This window comes from Paenibacillus sp. EB106-04-04-XG159 (assembly GCF_058791835.1).
In genome coordinates this window covers 79,195-96,779 of record NZ_JBYTDY010000003.1, presented here as the reverse complement: position 1 = coordinate 96,779, position 17,585 = coordinate 79,195, and the positions used below count along the sequence as shown (strand labels likewise).

Annotated in this window: 17 protein-coding genes; 13 read left to right on the top strand and 4 right to left on the bottom strand. The window is 48.9% G+C overall.

Going from position 1 to position 17,585, the window contains the following annotated elements; genetic code table 11:
• Positions 1–109 precede the first annotated feature (109 nt).
• Positions 110–502: a gamma-glutamylcyclotransferase family protein gene (locus tag AC3WTP_RS04785; RefSeq protein ID WP_492393446.1), complete on the top strand. Its 393-nt coding sequence runs from the start codon at positions 110–112 to the stop codon at positions 500–502.
• A 70-nt stretch (positions 503–572) separates the two neighbouring features.
• Here the strand turns inward: AC3WTP_RS04785 and yhbH are convergent, their stop codons facing one another.
• On the bottom strand, positions 573–1,727 hold the full coding sequence (gene yhbH / locus AC3WTP_RS04780) for a sporulation protein YhbH (protein ID WP_492393445.1): 1,155 nt from the start codon (positions 1,725–1,727) through the stop codon (positions 573–575).
• Between the two features lie 211 nt (positions 1,728–1,938).
• On the opposite strand from yhbH, the gene AC3WTP_RS04775 reads away from it, so the two are divergent.
• The 3 genes from AC3WTP_RS04775 (at position 1,939) to AC3WTP_RS04765 (ending at position 4,454) form a co-directional block, all read left to right on the top strand.
• Positions 1,939–2,577: a histidine phosphatase family protein gene (locus tag AC3WTP_RS04775; protein ID WP_492393444.1), complete on the top strand. Its 639-nt coding sequence runs from the start codon at positions 1,939–1,941 to the stop codon at positions 2,575–2,577.
• Between the two features lie 78 nt (positions 2,578–2,655).
• A complete protein-coding gene (locus AC3WTP_RS04770; RefSeq protein WP_492393443.1) occupies positions 2,656–3,756 on the top strand; it encodes an SGNH/GDSL hydrolase family protein in 1,101 nt (366 codons plus the stop codon).
• Between the two features lie 176 nt (positions 3,757–3,932).
• Complete coding sequence (locus tag AC3WTP_RS04765; protein WP_492393442.1) at positions 3,933–4,454, top strand: AAA family ATPase; 522 nt, start codon at positions 3,933–3,935, stop codon at positions 4,452–4,454.
• 192 nt (positions 4,455–4,646) lie between these two features.
• Here AC3WTP_RS04765 and AC3WTP_RS04760 read toward each other — a convergent pair whose 3' ends face one another.
• The 3 genes from AC3WTP_RS04760 to AC3WTP_RS04750 form a co-directional block, all read right to left on the bottom strand.
• On the bottom strand, positions 4,647–5,318 hold the full coding sequence (locus AC3WTP_RS04760) for a hypothetical protein (protein ID WP_492393441.1): 672 nt from the start codon (positions 5,316–5,318) through the stop codon (positions 4,647–4,649).
• A gap of 127 nt (positions 5,319–5,445) precedes the next feature.
• Complete coding sequence (locus AC3WTP_RS04755; protein WP_492393440.1) at positions 5,446–6,459, bottom strand: N-acetylglucosamine kinase; 1,014 nt, start codon at positions 6,457–6,459, stop codon at positions 5,446–5,448.
• Positions 6,456–7,757, bottom strand: coding sequence for a 6-phospho-beta-glucosidase (locus AC3WTP_RS04750; protein ID WP_492393439.1), 1,302 nt, complete (start codon positions 7,755–7,757; stop codon positions 6,456–6,458). Before AC3WTP_RS04750 ends, AC3WTP_RS04755 begins: the two co-directional genes overlap by 4 nt.
• A gap of 330 nt (positions 7,758–8,087) precedes the next feature.
• Here AC3WTP_RS04750 and AC3WTP_RS04745 point away from each other — a divergent pair, with 330 nt between their 5' ends.
• From AC3WTP_RS04745 to AC3WTP_RS04705, 9 genes are all read left to right on the top strand, one after another.
• Positions 8,088–8,951 (top strand): MurR/RpiR family transcriptional regulator, encoded by an 864-nt coding sequence (locus AC3WTP_RS04745; RefSeq protein ID WP_492393438.1) that lies wholly within the window; start codon positions 8,088–8,090, stop codon positions 8,949–8,951.
• A gap of 160 nt (positions 8,952–9,111) precedes the next feature.
• Positions 9,112–10,026, top strand: coding sequence for an N-acetylmuramic acid 6-phosphate etherase (murQ, locus tag AC3WTP_RS04740; RefSeq protein ID WP_492393437.1), 915 nt, complete (start codon positions 9,112–9,114; stop codon positions 10,024–10,026).
• A gap of 62 nt (positions 10,027–10,088) precedes the next feature.
• Positions 10,089–11,519, top strand: coding sequence for an ABC transporter substrate-binding protein (locus AC3WTP_RS04735; protein WP_492393436.1), 1,431 nt, complete (start codon positions 10,089–10,091; stop codon positions 11,517–11,519).
• 87 nt (positions 11,520–11,606) lie between these two features.
• On the top strand, positions 11,607–12,509 hold the full coding sequence (locus AC3WTP_RS04730) for a carbohydrate ABC transporter permease (RefSeq protein ID WP_492393435.1): 903 nt from the start codon (positions 11,607–11,609) through the stop codon (positions 12,507–12,509).
• 20 nt (positions 12,510–12,529) lie between these two features.
• The gene (locus tag AC3WTP_RS04725) at positions 12,530–13,390 is read left to right on the top strand and encodes a carbohydrate ABC transporter permease (protein ID WP_492393434.1); all 861 of its coding nucleotides are present in this window, start codon (positions 12,530–12,532) and stop codon (positions 13,388–13,390) included.
• A gap of 1 nt (position 13,391) precedes the next feature.
• On the top strand, positions 13,392–14,594 hold the full coding sequence (locus tag AC3WTP_RS04720) for an anhydro-N-acetylmuramic acid kinase (RefSeq protein ID WP_492393433.1): 1,203 nt from the start codon (positions 13,392–13,394) through the stop codon (positions 14,592–14,594).
• 62 nt (positions 14,595–14,656) lie between these two features.
• Entirely contained in the window at positions 14,657–15,625 is a 969-nt protein-coding gene (locus AC3WTP_RS04715) for a GNAT family N-acetyltransferase (protein WP_492393432.1), read from the top strand.
• 2 nt (positions 15,626–15,627) lie between these two features.
• Positions 15,628–16,332 carry a PIG-L deacetylase family protein gene (locus tag AC3WTP_RS04710; protein ID WP_492393431.1) on the top strand — a complete coding sequence of 235 codons (705 nt, stop codon included), beginning with the start codon at positions 15,628–15,630 and terminating at the stop codon, positions 16,330–16,332.
• Between the two features lie 80 nt (positions 16,333–16,412).
• Positions 16,413–17,552: an exo-beta-N-acetylmuramidase NamZ family protein gene (locus AC3WTP_RS04705; RefSeq protein ID WP_492393430.1), complete on the top strand. Its 1,140-nt coding sequence runs from the start codon at positions 16,413–16,415 to the stop codon at positions 17,550–17,552.
• The last annotated feature ends 33 nt before the right edge of the window (positions 17,553–17,585 follow it).

Genomic DNA, 17,585 nt, shown 5'->3' with positions numbered 1-17,585 from the left:
CCGCTCCTGAGCAGGAGGCAAGGGGGAGTCGGTTGGAGGTAATGAGCTGATTTCGAGTATTATCTTTATAAGGAACTGATCACAGACAGCACGGAGAGGAAGTAATCAGATGTTGGAGCTTGTATTTGTGTACGGTACGTTGCGAAGAGATGAGGTGAATGCGGGACTGCTTCGGGATGCGGAATGCATTTCAGAAAAGGCTTATGTAAGAGGTGGGTTGTATGATACTGGATGTGGTTATCCTGCTCTAACCCTGTCAGGACATCAACGCGTGCAAGGAGAGGTGTATCGGATAGATATCCCTACTCTGAAGCGGCTGGATGAGCTGGAGGACTATTATGTTGAGGGTGATCCTCGTAATCTGTATGAGCGTGTGTCCGTCACGGTTCATACGGATCAAGGAGATATGCAGGTCTGGACGTACATTTTCCTAGAGGAGCAGGCTTCACAGCTTGAACTGATCGAATCTGGGGATTGGCTTAAGCGTATGGGAAATGAGTAAGTAACCTATAAGGACACACCACACCATATACCAGTATACGATGGGTGCGTCCTCCTAAGGTTCACGATTACTATTGAACGACGGGCTGCTTCTTGAAGAAATGCTTGAGCGCTTTATATACTTCTGCCTTCTCTTTGATCACATAATACATGAAGTCCGGGTATGTGATATTACGATAGGCAGACATCAGTGTACTGCTGCGGTTATATTGGTTCACTTCTCCGTATCCGAACATATTGGTGCGCTTCAGCAGTTCTTTAATAAGCTTCACGCAGCGTTCGTTGTCGCTCGTCAGATTATCGCCATCCGAGAAATGGAATGGATAGATGTTATAGCTGGAAGGCGGATACCGGCGATCGATGATATCCAGCGCTTTCAGGTATGCAGATGAGCAGATCGTCCCCCCGCTCTCGCCGCGGGTGAAGAATTCATCCTCGGTCACTTCCTTCGCCTCGGTATGGTGAGCGATAAAGACGATCTCGACCTTCTCGTATTGGCGGCGCAGGAAGCGGGTCATCCAGAAGAAGAAGCTGCGCGCGCAATACTTTTCGAAGGAGCCCATGGAGCCTGACGTATCCATCATTGCGATGATGACTGCATTGGACTGCGGCTTCACGATCTCCTCCCACGTCTTGTAGCGCAGATCGTCGGGGCTGATATGATGAATACCCGGCTTGCCGTCGATCGCATTGCGTCTAATATTTTCCAGAATCGTACGCTTCTTATCGATGTTGGACATGATGCCTTTCTTCCGGATATCGTTGAAACGAATATCCGTCACTTCGATAAGATCTTTATCCTTAGGCTTCAGATTCGGCAGCTCGAGCTCGTCGAACAGCATACTTTCCAGCTCCGCTATGCTAATTTCCGCCTCGACTACATCCACGCCAGGCTGATCTCCAGCCTGCTGTCCCTTACCTGGTCCTTGCTCCTTATCGGTGCCGAGGACGTCTCCGACCTTACTGTCGCCGTCTCCTTGGCCAACATGTTTCTTCTTATTAAAGTTGTATACGAAACGGAATTCATCCAGACTGCGAATCGGAACTTTAATGATCTGCTTGCCGTCTGACATGACAATATTCTCCTCGGTTACGAGATCGGGCAGATTCTGCTTGATCGCCTCGCGCACCTTCTGCTGATGGCGGGCTTGGTCCTGATATCCCTTGCGATGCAGTGACCAGTCCTCTCGAGACACGACAAAGTTTCTGAAGCTGCTGTTATCCATATCTGACACCTCCCAGCGCTCAAACCGCGCGAAGCGCGTTGTTACTTAATGTATTCAGGAGAGGGGGAGATATGTGAGAGTAGGGAGCTGAAGGATATTATTCTAGATGAAGTCTGCCGATGGCATCCGCAGGCAATATGAAGGTATTTACAAAATACTGGCGAATAGCTATAAGGAGATATTGAAATATTTGGGATAGGAAGAAGGGTGGATGGTGAAGCAGAAAACGACCATTTTGTTGGTAAGACACGGACAGACGGAGTGGAATGTTGCTCGCAGATTCCAGGGTCATCAAGATTCTCCTTTAACCGAATTAGGCGTTAGACAAGCGGAGTGGCTGGGTGAATCCCTGCAGCATGAGCGGATCGATGCGGTGTACTCAAGCTCAAGTCCAAGGGCACGCAGAACAGCAGAAATCATTATCACTCCGCGAGACTTGAAGATTATCGAAAGCGATGATTTGAAGGAGATTAACCTTGGCGTCTGGGAAGGCCAATTGCAAGAGACTGAAGAGCGTGAATACGAGGAGCAATTTCATCATTTTTGGAATAACCCTGAACAATTCCATGTTCATGAGAGCGAGACCTTTCAAGAGGTATCTCAGCGTGCTGTTCGTAAGCTGCAGCAGATCGTTGATGAGGAACAGGGCAAGACCATATTAATTGTCGCGCATTCCGTCGTCGTTAAAGTACTGATGGCTTATTTTGAAGGTCGCGAACTGAAGGATATTTGGAATCCGCCGTATATTCATCCAGCTTGTTTGTGCAAGGTTGAGCTAACCGATCATGTTTCTGAGATCTTGCTGCATGGAGATATTCAGCATTATAAGGAAGAGCCTACTGTTCGTTAGCAGGTGACGCTTAATGAGCAGCGATGAGCTTAGACTATCTAGCATTCATTTCACATTACGATATGGAGGTCTTGTTTCATGTCTAATTCAACGAAAGTCATACGCATTAGCGATCTGGATTCGAATATGAAGACAAATGAGCAGTATGATTCCGAATTGATCTGGTTGACACCTATGGATGAGCCTATACAGATTGCGGGCTTCGCTTGGTGGGAGCGCGATCATGCTTACCGCAGACTTCCTGTACACGATGAGTACGGCATTACGGGTCCGGTTAATCTATTAGCGAATTGTACGGCTGGAGGGCAGCTTCGTTTTCAGACGAATGCAACTAAGCTATGCGTACGTGTTAAGCTGAGTGAACCTTCCTTGATGGATCATATGCCGGCTACAGGGCAATGCGGTTTCGATTGCTATGTTGGTACGATCGGCGATATGCAGTATTACTCGACTACTCGATTCAGCATATTTAATAAAGAATATGAGTGCGTGCTGATCGATATCCCGGAAGCTGAGATGCGGCATATTACGCTGAACTTCCCATTGTACTCAGGAGTGGAGGAAGTACAGATCGGATTTAACAGGGAGGCGGAGCTTGCCGCACCTATTCCATACGTTAGCGATAAGAAGATTATCTATTATGGAACTTCGATCACTCAAGGCGGATGCGCCAATAGACCGGGCATGGCTTATACCAATATTGTGAGCCGCACAATACCGTTGGAGCATATCAATCTGGGCTTCTCTGGAAACGGCAAAGGAGAACCTGAGCTCGCCAAGCTGATCTGCGAGATTGAGAATCCTGCCCTGCTTGTGCTGGATTATGAAGCGAACTGCGTGAACATAGAGCTATTCAGGCAGACACTGCCTGAATTTATTCGCATCTATCGATCAAAGTATCCAGAAGTGCCGATACTGGTCGTCTCGAAGATTGCGACATCTGACGAAGTGCTGAAGAAGGATGCGAAAGAGATTCGTTTGGAGCGCAAGCAGTTCCAGATCGACTTGATCGAGGAATTGCGTCATGCGGGGGATGAGCATATATATTTCTGCGATGGCGAAGAGATTGCAGGCACAGACTTTGAGTCGACTGTGGATGGCGTTCACCCGACAGACCTCGGATTTATGCGCATGGCGGAGAAGCTGACTCCGATTATCGCTGAACTGGTAAAGCTCTAGTTAAGGAAATGAATGAGAAGAGCGGCTGCTTCCTGATCGGTTAGGTCGGGAGGTAAGCCGCTTTTGTGCGTTCTGAACGTAATAATTAACTATAACTATATAGTCAATTGTTAGTGATCGTTCGTGTAGATAAGATGAATGGAGCATGTACATCTTCAGCAAAGGTGGAGTCGTAAATGGGCAACCAAATGAGTTCGATCATGAGGCGGAAGATCCCCCTATTTATCGTGACAGGTTCTAGCGGCTCAGGGAAAACCTACGTTATTACGGAGCTGCGCAAAATATTGCCGGAATACGATATCTTCGATATCGATAATCTCCGCGAGCTAGGCGTAACAGATGAGCAGCAGATCCGTAACGTCTGGCTGCGTGTTGCGCGAAATACGGCTGAAAGCGGACGGATGACGATAATATGCGGGACAGCTATGTCTTGGGATATCGAGAAGTGTCCAGACTATTCTTATTTTAGGCATGTCTATTACCTGAACTTACATTGTGATGATGACACTCGTGAGAAACGATTGCGTGCCAGAAACTGGCCGGATGAAATGATTCAAGAGTACATCAATTTTGCAAAATGGTTGGTAGATAACGCGGATAAGGAGTATACGCCGCCAATGCTGATCGTGGACACTACGAATACCGACGTAGCTGATGTGGCAGCTCAAATTAAAAAATGGGTTCTGCAATATGCTTGAGAATAACAGCATTTTGTGCAGTTATTTATGCTTCATGTTGCGGAATGGGATGAATTAACTGCAAATCCTGCATCTAATTCAGAAGCTTTGGTTGAATTGGCGGAAAGTTGGGCGAATTAACTGTAGGAAATGCAGTTAGCTGTGCCATAAAGATGAATGCTGCAAATTAACTGCACGATATGCATTAATCAACTAATCAAAATACTTCAGCACATCCTGAGCTAGCTCATATTGAACGACTCGCACTCCCTTGCCACGCTGAACGGACGAGAGCCAACCCTTCTGACATAGGCGATGCAGCATCTTGATCGCTGTTCGATGACTGATCTCGAAGTGCTGCTCCACATCCTTTGGACGGATGGGACGGGCTATCTGAATCGCGAAACGGATCATTTCTTTCTCGGTCATGAGAGTTCTTGTTACAGAGATGGATGAGGGTTGATGTCTGCTCATCACCATACGCAGCAGGGTCATACACAGCTCGGGCCGCAGTTCCACATCATCGTAGGCAAAGGAGATAACGTGGTAACCCATAGCGTAAAGGAAGGTTTCTCGATTGAGCTCATTACAATACTTCTGTCTGTCCATATCGCGTACGTGAGAGGCGTAGCCTTTGATCTCGATTAGTAACCTGACATGGCCCGGCAGCCATGCGTATTCAGAGAAATAAGATCTTCCTCTCCAATCCAATACTTCATACTCGGGATGAAGATCGTGGAAATGGCCTTGCAGCGGCCACCACACGTTGCGCAGGAATAAGGTTTCAGCGTGCCGCTGTCCTCGTTCCAAACGCCCGCGCCGTTCACCAGACCTGACGGCTAGATGGTGCTCGTGAAATGAAGCTTGTGCTTCTTCGAAGTTCATTGCTCTCATCCTCTCTAGGAAATGGTTAGCTTGATTCAGCATTGCCGTCATAACGCCAAAACGTCCCGTTCGCACTCGCAGGAGTGTAACGGGACGTTCTTCGTCACTTGCATATGGGTTATTGCTGCTACGTTTGCAGGCTCATGACGGCGTTGATGACACGCCCGCGGGTATCCGCATCTACCGGATGCCCGTAAGCGAGCTCCAACGCCCATAGGACAGCGCCTGTCGCAGGCGGTATGTGCAGCATGATGTAATGGCAGCGGTGGTTGGTCAATTCCGCAACCGCTTGCTTGTACTTATTCAGCAGCAGCGGGCTTTCCGCCTTGACCCAGACGGAGCCCGCCAGCACGATCTCGACGTCCTGATCGAAGTCGAGATTGTGCATGCAGCCGACCGTTGAACGGGCCAACTGCTGCGCACAATTGTCGATGATATCGAGCGCTGCTGAATCTCCATTGTCAGCAGCGGAGAACAGAATCCGCATCAGCTCCGTATTGGGAAGCGTCTGCTTCAGCACGCCCTCCAGCGCGCTTTCGATGAATGCCGCTCGATCCGATATCTGCAGCAGCGCCATAACCGGCTCGGTCATCTGAGTCGGCTGCCCCATCCGGTAGAAGCTGTCATACACCGCGCGAATCACCTTGCGCGCGAGATAGAAGCCGCCGGCCTCGTCACCGGACAGCTCGCTGCCGACCCCGCCGACTTGAAGGCGGTTCCCACTCGGGGAGATGCCGCCGGTAGAAGTGCCGGAGCCATTGATGGAGCAGATGCCATAGCCCTTCTCGATTCCCGCTTTAACGCCGAGGAATGAATCATTGTCCACGGCATATAGGGTAAAGCCGATTCGCTCGATCACCTCGCGCAGCTTGCTCTTCTGTGTAGGAACATCGGCTCCGGCCAAGCCGAAGGCGCCCGCGGCACAATCCGCCATCGTGAGCTGATTGCGCTGCAGCAGCAGCTGAATGTTCTCATTCATGATGCGGTAGGAGCTTTCATAGGCATCTTGGAATTGTTCATGGCTGCAAGTGCCTGCACGGAGATGGTCAACGAAGCCGCCGTGAATATCGAATAGAAAGTAATCCGTCTTGCTGTTTCCGCCGTCAACGCCGATGATATACGGTCGACTCAAGCTCGTCATAGCTTCACAGCCTCAGAAAAGAACTGCGGAAGGTACGCTTTATGCGCTTCCTTCATCTCCTGAAAACAGGAATAAGCAGCATCATAATCGCCAACCAATGGGTTCATAAGCAGCGCGCGCATGGCCGCATCCTCGCTTCCCGAGACGGCTGCAGCAACAGTTTCGCGCTCGTACGCCTTTACCATGCGCATATAGTCGATGATATGGCGATTGTCGAAGTGAGGAACCTTGATCGGCTTAGCTCCATCCTTGCCGACGATCGCGCACACTTCAACGGCGTCGCTATCTTCCATGAAGTCTAACGCCCCGTTGTTCAGCAGATTCACGACATGCACCTCTTGCTTGTCGTTATAGATGGCATCCACTAGACTGATCGCAACCTCCGAATAATTGGCGCCTCCGCGTGTGGAGAGCAGATCCGGCTTCGTATGCAGCTCAGAATCTTCATAGATCGCTAACAGTTCCTCTTCAATCTGCATGCACTTCTGTCCGCGTGTTTGTTCACTAGCATGAAGCGTGTTCAGCTTCTTATTCTTGAAATAATAGTATTCAAGATAGGAGGAAGGTATCGCTCCAACCATCTGAATGAGCTCTTTGCTAAAGCCGCTGGAAGGAATGTTCTTCATCGCCTCGCTGTTGAGTCCCATCTGTAAGGCTTGCTTCAGATAATCCGTTCCATCCTGCTCTATAGCGGTTATCCAGCTCAAATGGTTCAGCCCAACATAGGTAAATTGAGGATCTTCCAGCTGCAGCGTTTCTCTTATGCTCTTGAACATATTAAACGGTACATTGCATAGGCCAAGCATCTTAATCTCACTATGGTTCAACAACGCCTCCGTAATGATTCCAGCGGGATTAGAGAAGTTAATGAGCCAGGCGTCTGGACAGAGCTCCTTCATGCGTTCCGCAATATGAAGCATGACTGGAATGGTGCGCATAGCTTTGAAGAACCCGCCTATGCCGCAGGTTTCTTGGCCGATCATGTTATGGGCTAACGGGATCTGTTCATCAAGCACGCGCGCTGGCAGCTTGCCAACACGGATCTGTGCCAACACGAAGCTTGCATCCCGCAGTGCTTCATCCAGATCCATCGTCATCGTAACCTTGCAGGGGAGATGAGCAGCCTGTATCATGCGCTCGCATAGGCGGCCAACGATATCCAGCTTCCGCTCGTCGATATCCATCAGCACAAGCTCGTCAATGGGCAAGTTGTCTTTCCGCTTAATCATGCCTTCTATCAATTCAGGTGTATAGGTACTGCCTGATCCGATGATCGCGATCTTCAACTTGTTATTCATGAACATGACGCCCCTTCTATAAGAAATGAAATAGACTAATCATTACCATTTTCGGAGATATTATAGCACCGGTAGAAGAAGATATTCAATGACTTTTGGAAATAAAATATTATAATTATGAAATAATTTCGAAATAAAATTTCAAAAAAAAGATGAATTTACCCTGTTCTAGTGAACTTGCATTATTGTGTTTCGGAGATAATCCGCTTATGATAATAATGATTTTGAGATCGTTAATCCAATGAATCATGATGAGTTGTTCCGCTTAGCGAATGTTTCATATAGCTTAAACATGATACACATAGAATGCAGAGGTGAGTAAGAGTACATATGTCAATCAACGATAATATTCTAATTAAGATTCGGGATATGAGAGACAGCTTGACTCCCGTTGAGAGACTTGTCGCGGAGTATGTGCTGGACCATGTAGAAGAGATCCCGCATCTTTCGATCAAGAATCTTGCGCAGCTGACGAAGACTAGCGACGCATCTGTCCTGCGGTTCTGCAAGACGATGGGATATCCAGGCTACCGCAGCTTTATCGTCAGCATCTCTGCATCCATCGGCTCAATGGACGATGAGGAGAAGGATCAATATACGGATATTCAGCCTGGTGATGATCTGTCTATCATTATCTCGAACATTTCGAGAAACAATATGAAATCGATTGAAGACACCTTAAGCGTCATCGACAAGAACGAGGTCGATCGTGCTGTCAAGGTGCTTCGCGAGTGCAAGCGCATCGTATTCTTCGGCATCGGGGCTTCCGGCTTGGTCGGAATCGATGCGGAACAGAAGTTCTCCCGAATTAAGAAGATATGCCACGCTTATGTAGACGGGCATAGTCAATTGACTGCCGCGACGATGCTCGAGAAGGGCGATGTTGCGATCTTCATCTCGAACTCTGGTGAAACCATAGACATACTGGATGCGCTGGAGCTCGCGGAGAAGAATGGCGCATGTACGATTGCGATCACGAAATACACTAAGAGCATGTTGGCTGACAAGGCCAGCATAGTACTCCATATTTCAACACCCGAAGTAACGATTCGCAGCGGCGCTATGGGATCGCGGATTGCGATGTTGACGGTTATTGATATATTGTTTGCTGGGGTTGCCAGCGTGGAATACGATGAAGTGAAGAAATATTTGACGACGACCCACAATGTCATTGCGACCAAATACCGCAAATAAAGATTGCCAACACCGGCTTCCCGATAGAGAACCGGTGTTTTTTTTCATGAGAATGAATTTAAATTTTGATTCTAAAATAAAATTTCAAAACATATTGACCAATATGAAATTTTTCGTTACTATAACATTAAAAATGGAAAACTTTGATAGGAGGATAGCTATGGATGAGTACCTTGCGGGATTGACGACCGAAGAGATTAACGAGAAGACCTTCATGATCGATGAATGTACGACGGAGCAAATGCTCGTTCTCATGAACGAGCAGGACGCAAAGGTTCCGACCGCTGTAGCCGCCGTTATTCCGCAAATCGCGAAGGCAGTTGATCTTCTGCATCAAGCCCTTAAGAATGGCGGCAGAATGTTCTACATCGGCGCTGGTTCATCTGGCAGGATTGGTGTTCTCGACGCATCTGAGTGTCCGCCTACTTTCGGAACCGATCCCTTGCTGGTGCAAGGGCATATTGCTGGGGGAGATATCGCACTGAGGACAGCGGTGGAAGGCTTCGAAGATAATGCAAAGGAGGGGGTCGCACTAATTGAACGCTGCGGCGTAACGAGCAAGGATGTCGTGATTGGCATTACAGCCAGCGGCAGCGCGCAATTCGTTATTGCTGGATTGGAGAAGGCGAAGAGCTTGGGCGCCGTTACGATCGGTGTTGTCAACAATAACAATTCCAAGCTGGAGCATGTTGCCGATGTCTGTATAGCGCCTGTAGTTGGACCTGAGGTCATCATGGGTTCTACTCGCTTGAAAGCGGGTACTGCACAGAAGATAGTTCTTAATATGCTTACAACTTGTACGATGGTTAAACTCGGAAAGACCTATAACAACCTTATGGTAGATTTGAAGGCTAGCAATTACAAGCTGCATGATCGCTCCGTACGGATCATTCAGTCGGCGACAGGAGTAGATGCCGCTACTGCTGCTGAATATTTAGAAAACGCTTCCATGAACTGCAAGTTAGCGATTATGATGATAAAGACAGGTTTGGATGCAGCAGCTTCTGAACAAGTATTACAATCAAGCGACGGCAGCTTGAAGAGAGCCATACACCATTATGTCAGCGCTCCTTAACTTGAGGCTCGGTACAATGCGGTTTCACGATAACTTTAAATAGGATCAAGGGGGTTATTTTGATGAAAATGAAGCTTCGAGTATTAGCATCAGTTATGGCAGTAACATTAGCACTATCCGTGTTAGCAGGGTGCGGTGGCGGAAGCGGCAGCGGCGAGAGCGGCAAGTCAGGCGAGAGTGGCAAGTCAGATGCGAAAGACACCATTACAGCACTTCTTCCTCCAGTTTCTGCAACGTTCCAAGATTCATTTGAACAGCTTGAGAAGGACTTTAACGCTTTATATCCGAATTTGACACTGAAGATTGAACCTGCAAGCTGGGAGGATATGACCCAGAAGCTCGATACACAGGTTAATGCGGGCTCCCCTCCTGATATTGCGTTCATCGGTTCTGACGGCATCTCCAAGTATCTGCAGCAAGACATGTTAATAGACATCAAGGATATTGCAACGAAAGACATGATTAGTGACTTTGACGCGGTTCCACTTGAATACATGAAGAAAGGCGATGGCCTGTACGGCTTCCCAGCTTACATGGAGATCCATGCATTGGGCGGCAACCGCGAATTCCTAGATAAGGCAGGCATTGACTGGAAGAAGGTTCAGAAGGACGGCTGGACTTACGAGGAGTTCCGTGAAGCGATCAAGAAGGGTGTCGTCAAGGAAGGCGACAAGACACGCTACGGCTTCGTATTCGCGACTGCGGGCGTTACCGGTAAGGACTATCTGAATATTCTCGTAAAGAATGCAGGCATGCCGCATGCATTCACGAAAGATCTTAAGTACGCTTATACGAGCAAAAATTACCTGGAAGTATTGAAAGCAGTCCGCCAGATGATCGACGACGGCTCAATGCCGAAGGAGCTCAGCTCTGTTGATGCCGGCAAGCGCTGGAATATGTTCCTGACAGGCCAAACGATGATTACAGGTAAAGGTCTGGCAACATTCGAAAACTCTGCGAACAAGAACAACGCCAAGATTAAAGCAAATGACGGCAGCGCCGTGAAAGATAGCATTGAAGTACAATACACTGTGTTGCCTGTACCTACATTCCTTGGAGAGAAGCAGCAAGCAAGCGCTGCTGTTGACGGCTTCGTGACATTCCGTGGCAAGAAGGAGCCATCTGAAGAGCACAAGGCTAACGTTGTGAAAGCAGCGTACTTCCTTGCTAGCGGCAATGTAGCGGCACATACGAACAACGAGCTCTTCGTAGCACACATTACAAATAGCGCTAAGAAAGCGGCAGAAAGCATGACAGTTACGAGAGACGCTGACAACAAAGCAGCTGTTGAAACGCTGCTTGCTCAAGCAACGCCTGCTCGTCCAGACATCCCTACGGAGCTGGCTGCGAAAGCAATCAAGCTCGAAGATGAGGTCATCATTCCGAAGCTGCAGGCGCTGCTTGCAAATGAGATTACACCTGAAGCGATGTTTGACGCTGTGAAAACCGCAGCTATTCAAGCATTCGGTGAAGACGGAGTAGTTAAAGAATAAGCTTACGTTTCGGATAGCCCTGTGACATGTTCATACGGCTATCCGAACATTTTTCATTAATCGAGTGCTTGAAAGGAGGTACGTCACATGACTCAGCTCGCCAAGTCAAGCAAGAGGCGGTTTAAAATGACCGATGGGGCTTGGGGATATGCTTTTATCGCTGTCGCCCTAGTTGTGTATGCTCTATTTACCGCATATCCGGTGCTCAGTGCATTTGTCATCAGCTTGCAGGAATATAAACCGCTCGGTTCTACCTTCATTGGTTTTGATAACTATGTGGCTAGCTTTAACGATTCGCTGTTCTGGAAGGCGATCGTCAATACCGTCGTGTACACCTTGTTAACCGTCCCAGTGAATCTGCTTCTATCATTCGGTGTCGCTATTTTGATTCTTCCGCTGAAGAAGAGATGGCAAACTACCTTCAAAGCGATCTATTATCTGCCTGCTGTCGCATCGGGCGTTGCCTTGTCTGTCGTCTGGCTATGGATCTATGATCCGATGCCGACCGGCATATTGAACGAGCTGCTCGCCCAGTTTGGTATTTCGAATCAGAACTGGCTCGGATCAAGCGCGACAGCGATGTTCTCTTTAGTGTTGATGTCCTGGCTGTCCAGTCACGGCACGAGCATCATCATCTATTTGGCTGCGCTGCTTGGAATCGACAATACGTATTATGAAGCTGCTGAGATCGACGGCGCATCCTTCTTGAAGAAGCTGTGGTATATCGTCCTCCCATGCCTCAAGCCGACCACATTGTTCTTATTGGTCACAGGAGTTATCGGTTCTTTCCAAGTGTTCCAGAATGCGTATCTGATGACCGGCGGTGGACCGGACAATGCCACGACCATGGTAGGCTTGCTTATCTTTAACAACGCTTTCAAATACTTTGAATTCGGCAAAGCAGCTGCTCAGTCTCTCGTACTAGCGGGTATCATTGCCACGATTTCATTGGTGCAATTTAAGTATCTAGGTAAAGACGTGGAGTATTAAAGAGAGGAGGAGACATCCATATGTCGCTGTACAGCCAACATACAGGCAATGCAAAGGCAAAGTATATCCGCAATACGATCATCGTGATTGTACTGTTGTTGTTCGCTCTAGCAACGCTGTTCCCGATTTATTTCATGATCATTTCCTCCTTTGGCGATCCCGTCGAAGCCGGAGCAATAAGCTATGATTTGTTTCCTACCAAAATATCGCTAGATTCCTATAAGTTTTTCTTTGACTACAGCAAGCATTCGCTCAGGTGGATTGGCAACTCATTGTTTATAGCAACCACTGTCATGATTACGAATGTAATCTTTGCTAGTATGGCAGGCTATGCTTTCTCCAAGATACGCTTCAAAGGCAGAGCAGTCCTGTTCTCGATTCTATTAGTCGCGATGATGATTCCTTATCAGGTGACTCAAGTGCCATTATACATCCTGATGGTCAACATCTTCGATATGAAGGACACGTACGGCGCTTTGATATTTCCTGGTATTGTGACTGTATATAATATTTTTCTGGCGAAGCAGTTTATGAGCAGCATTCCGAATGAGATCTTGGAGTGTGCGAAGATTGAAGGCTGCAACCAATTCCAGATCTATTCGAAGATTATATTCCCATTATCCAAGACCGTGCTCGCCGTGATGGCCATTCTTACGTTCATGGACAGCTGGAATACGTTCTTCTGGCCGTTCCTGATGACGAGTTCGATGGAGATGCAGACGATTCAGGTAGGCTTGAAGTACTTCAGATTCGCGAATACGACGTACTTCGCGCCGATGATGGCGGGCGCTGTGATCTCTGCGCTGCCAATGTTCATTCTATTTTTCAGTTTGCAGAAATATTTCCTTGAAGGTGTTACCGTTGGGGCGGTGAAGGGCTGATATGACGCAGCGCGCTAATCCAGCGAGCTCTAATTGTCGATACGCAGTTGGTATCATGTCAGGCACTTCCGTAGACGGCATCGATGCGGCTGTTATTCAGATTAGCGATCTGTCGTTTGACGAGCGATCAGATGTTAAGCTAATCGCATTCGTGAATAGAGCTTATCCGGCTCCGGTTCGGCAAGCGATATTCGAGTTGTTTGACCCTGCTCAAGCTACAGTAGATCGAGTAGGCAGGATGAATGTATTGCTGGGTGAGCTGTATGCGGAGGCTGCCCTGTGGGTAATCGAGAAGGCGGGATTACAGCCTAGTGATATTGCAGTTATCGGCTCTCACGGGCAGACGATCTATCATGCACCAGATACGGTTCAGTTATTCGGCTATGATGTGCATTACACGGTGCAAATCGGAGAAGGCTCTATTATTGCGGCGCGAACAGGGATTCCTTGTGTATCTGACTTCCGTGCCGCAGACATGGCCGTTGGCGGACAGGGTGCACCGCTCGTTCCGTTTACGGAATACTTGCTCTATCGGAGTCCGAATCAGACGCTGCTGCTGCAAAATATCGGCGGCATCGGCAACATCACGGTAATTCCCACTAACAGCTCACCCGAGCAGGTCTATGCCTTCGATACCGGTCCCGGTAATATGCTGATCGACGGTGTCGTTGAGCGATTATATCCGGGGCAGTTGACGATGGATGTTGGCGGCACGATCGCGCGAACGGGCCGTGTCGACGAAGGTCTGCTTCAACGGCTGCAGCAGGATGCATATTATAAGCTGCCGCAGCCGAAGTCGACGGGCAGAGAGCGATTCGGCGCTGCTTATGCCGAAGAGGTACTTCGTTATGCGCGTGAACAGGGGCTCGCGCCACAGGATACTGTGGCCACGGTCACGATGCTCACGGCTTGGTCGATCGCTGACGCCTATCGGAGCTTTATTCACCACCAGCATCCAGCTGATCTGATGATAGTCGGCGGCGGCGGAAGCTATAATCCGGTGCTGCTCGCGATGCTGCAGCAAGAGCTGGAGCCGTTGGGCGTAGAGGTAAAGACGCAGGAGCAGATCGGCTTCAACAGCGATGCTAAGGAAGCCATCGCGTTTGCTCTGCTGGCGGATTATACGATGAGGAAGCAGCCTAACAATCTGCCGAGCGTTACGGGAGCGGAGCGCCAGGTCATCATGGGGAAGATATCCTATTAGATTCCTGCAAGCGCGAAGCTGTCAGGTGGTTTCAGGTCTGGAGATATCAGGGGGATCGAAAGATGAACATTGCAGCTTGGGATCGTCAGTACATGGATGGAGTAATCGCGCTGTGGAATGAAGAAGCAGTGAGAGACGGCTATAAGGAGCTGACAGAGGAAAGCTTCCAGCGCATATTCGAGAACAATCCTTACTTCGATCGGAATCTTACCTTTGTCTTGCTGGATCAGGATCGGGTCACAGGCTTTGCCTGCGGCTGCACAGGCGATGACCTGCCGCTGGGAAATGCAGCAGGATACATCACTTGCATCATATTGGCCAGTGAATGCAGTTCACCTAAGCACTATCGGATGATGCTTGATGGCCTTGAAGATGGCTTTCGACAGAAAGGGAAGCAGCAAGCGGAGCTTCTGTTCTTTAATCCGATGATGCTTCCATGGTACATACCAAATACGCCTCGGCATGAGCATAACAATGCTCCCGGCGTGCCAGTGGACAGCAGGCTGCATAAGTTTCTGCTGTCGCAAGGATACTGTGAGCGCGCGCTGCAATGCGCGATGTATCTCCATCTGGCGGAGTTCTCCATTCCAGAGGAGATCCAGCTGAAAGAAGCTCGAGCTGGCGCGGATGGCTACAGCGTGGAGCTATTCGACGCGAGCAAGCACAGGGGCATAACGGAGATGCTCGCTGGCTTCGACAATAAGCTGTGGCAGCGGGAGATTTCGGACTGCACAGCTAATGGCGTGCCAGTCGTGATCGCAGCGCATCAGGGCAAGACAGTTGGCTTCGCTGGACCCGTCATTCGTCAGGAGAACGGTCGCGGCTACTTCACAGGAATCGGCGTGCATCCTGATCATGAAGGGCATGGATTAGGAAGTCTGTTGTTCTTCAAGCTGTGTGATGCCTTTAAGAGTATCGGCACAGAATATATGTCGCTCTATACAGGCATTACGAATCCAGCGCTTCGAATCTATGAGAAGGCTGGCTTTACCATAGTGAAGCAATTTTCAGTTATGAGAAGGGAGTTGTAACGATGAGCGATCAGCCAGTAACGATTCTAGCTATAGGCGCCCATGTAGGGGATATGGAGCTGACAGCGGGCGGGGTATTAGCGAGTCATTCCCTTAAGGGCGGCCGTGTTGTCACGTTAGCATTAACTGCCGGCGAGCGTGGTGCGCCTGCTGGGAGAGACGTAGCGGAATACCGAGAGCAGAAAGTGAATGAGGCGAAGGCATTTGCCGAAATGCTAGGCGGTGAAGCGATCGTGTTCGATATTCCTGACGGCGAGCTTCCAGACAACGATGAACTTCGCTTCAGAGTATGCGATGTCATTCGCGACGTACGTCCCACCATTCTCATAACGCATTTTAAGAACAGTATGCATAAAGATCATATGACAACGCATCGAATCGTGAATGACGCGCGTTTCTATGCGGGCTTGCCGACGATCGAGCGGGAGAAGCCGTCTCATTTCGCCTCAAGATTGTACTATGCGGAGAACTGGGAGGATGCTGTTGGTTATAAACCCTACATCTACGTGGACTATTCGGAAGAAGCGTACGAGCTCTGGATCAAGGCAGTGTCCCAGCATTGGTTCGTGACGGGCAGCAAGTCGTTCCCTTATCTCGAATATTATAAGCATCTATCGAGAGTTCGCGGGATTGAAGCGCGCAAGCAATATGCGCAAACGTTCATGATTCCAGAAGAAAGTATGCGTGTGCTTAAAACTGAATTATAGTCGTACAATAAATGGCCGTGACTTCTATTTGCGGTCATTTTGACCGTTATGCACGATAAGATGGGGAGGGATTCCTGCTTATGATCGAAAATGGCATTGATCGCATCGCCCAGTACGCTCACTTATTTAAAGGAAAGCGCTTGGGGCTGATTACGGCCCCTACCGGATTGAATCGCGACTTCGTTTCGACCATTAACATTTTGCATGAGCATTATCAGTTGACTGCGCTCTTCTCGCCTGAACATGGGGTGCGCGGCGATTTAGCCGCTGGAGCGATGGTCGATACCTATGTGGACCCGTATACAGGTATCACGGTGTACAGCTTATATCGAACGGATTCGAAACGGCTGAGCCAAGAAATGCTGGATGCTGTCGACATGGTCATTTATGATATTCAGGATGTAGGCACTCGATACTATACTTTCATCTATACGATGCTATATGCGTTGGAGGACTGCGCTAAGGCAGGCAAGGAGTTCGTTGTTTTGGATCGTCTCAATCCGTTGGATGGCGTAACGGTAGAAGGCAATGTGCTCAAGGATGGTTATCAATCCTTCATAGGCAACTATCCTTTATGTGTACGCTACGGGTTGACTGCAGGCGAGGTAGCATTAATGGTCAACGACGAGATGAACTGGAACGCTAACCTTCATGTCGTTCCTTGTGCAGGCTGGGAACGAGAAATGCTGCTTACGGACACAGGCAAGCCCTGGGTAATGCCTTCTATGGGACTGCCGAGATTCGACTCCGCTCTACTGTATCCGGGAACTTGTATATTTGAAGGGACGAATCTATCGGAAGGCAGAGGAACGACAGCGCCCTTTGAGATGATAGGAGCTCCGTTCATTGAAGCAGAGAAGCTGGCGGACGAGATGAACAAGAAGAAGCTCCCTGGAGTCGTGTTTCGACCTGCCTATTTTAAGCCGACATTCTCGAAGCATACGGGAGAGATGTGCGGCGGGGTTCAGCTCCACGTTACAGATGCGCGCGCCCTTAAGCCTTATGAAACAGGTGTCAAGCTGATGTATACGATTAAGGAGCGATACGAGGCATTCTCTTTCATCCCGCCTGTCCGGGAGAACGGCAGACCATTCATCGACCTGTTGTGCGGGGATAATCTGTATCGGAATGAGTCTATTGACGTAACAGAGCTGCTTGCGCAATTCCGTGAGGAGAGCAGGGAATTTGCTGTTCGCAAAGAGAAGTATCATTTGTATTAAGCGAGCGGGGAAGCTTCGAAACGGGAACTTGCT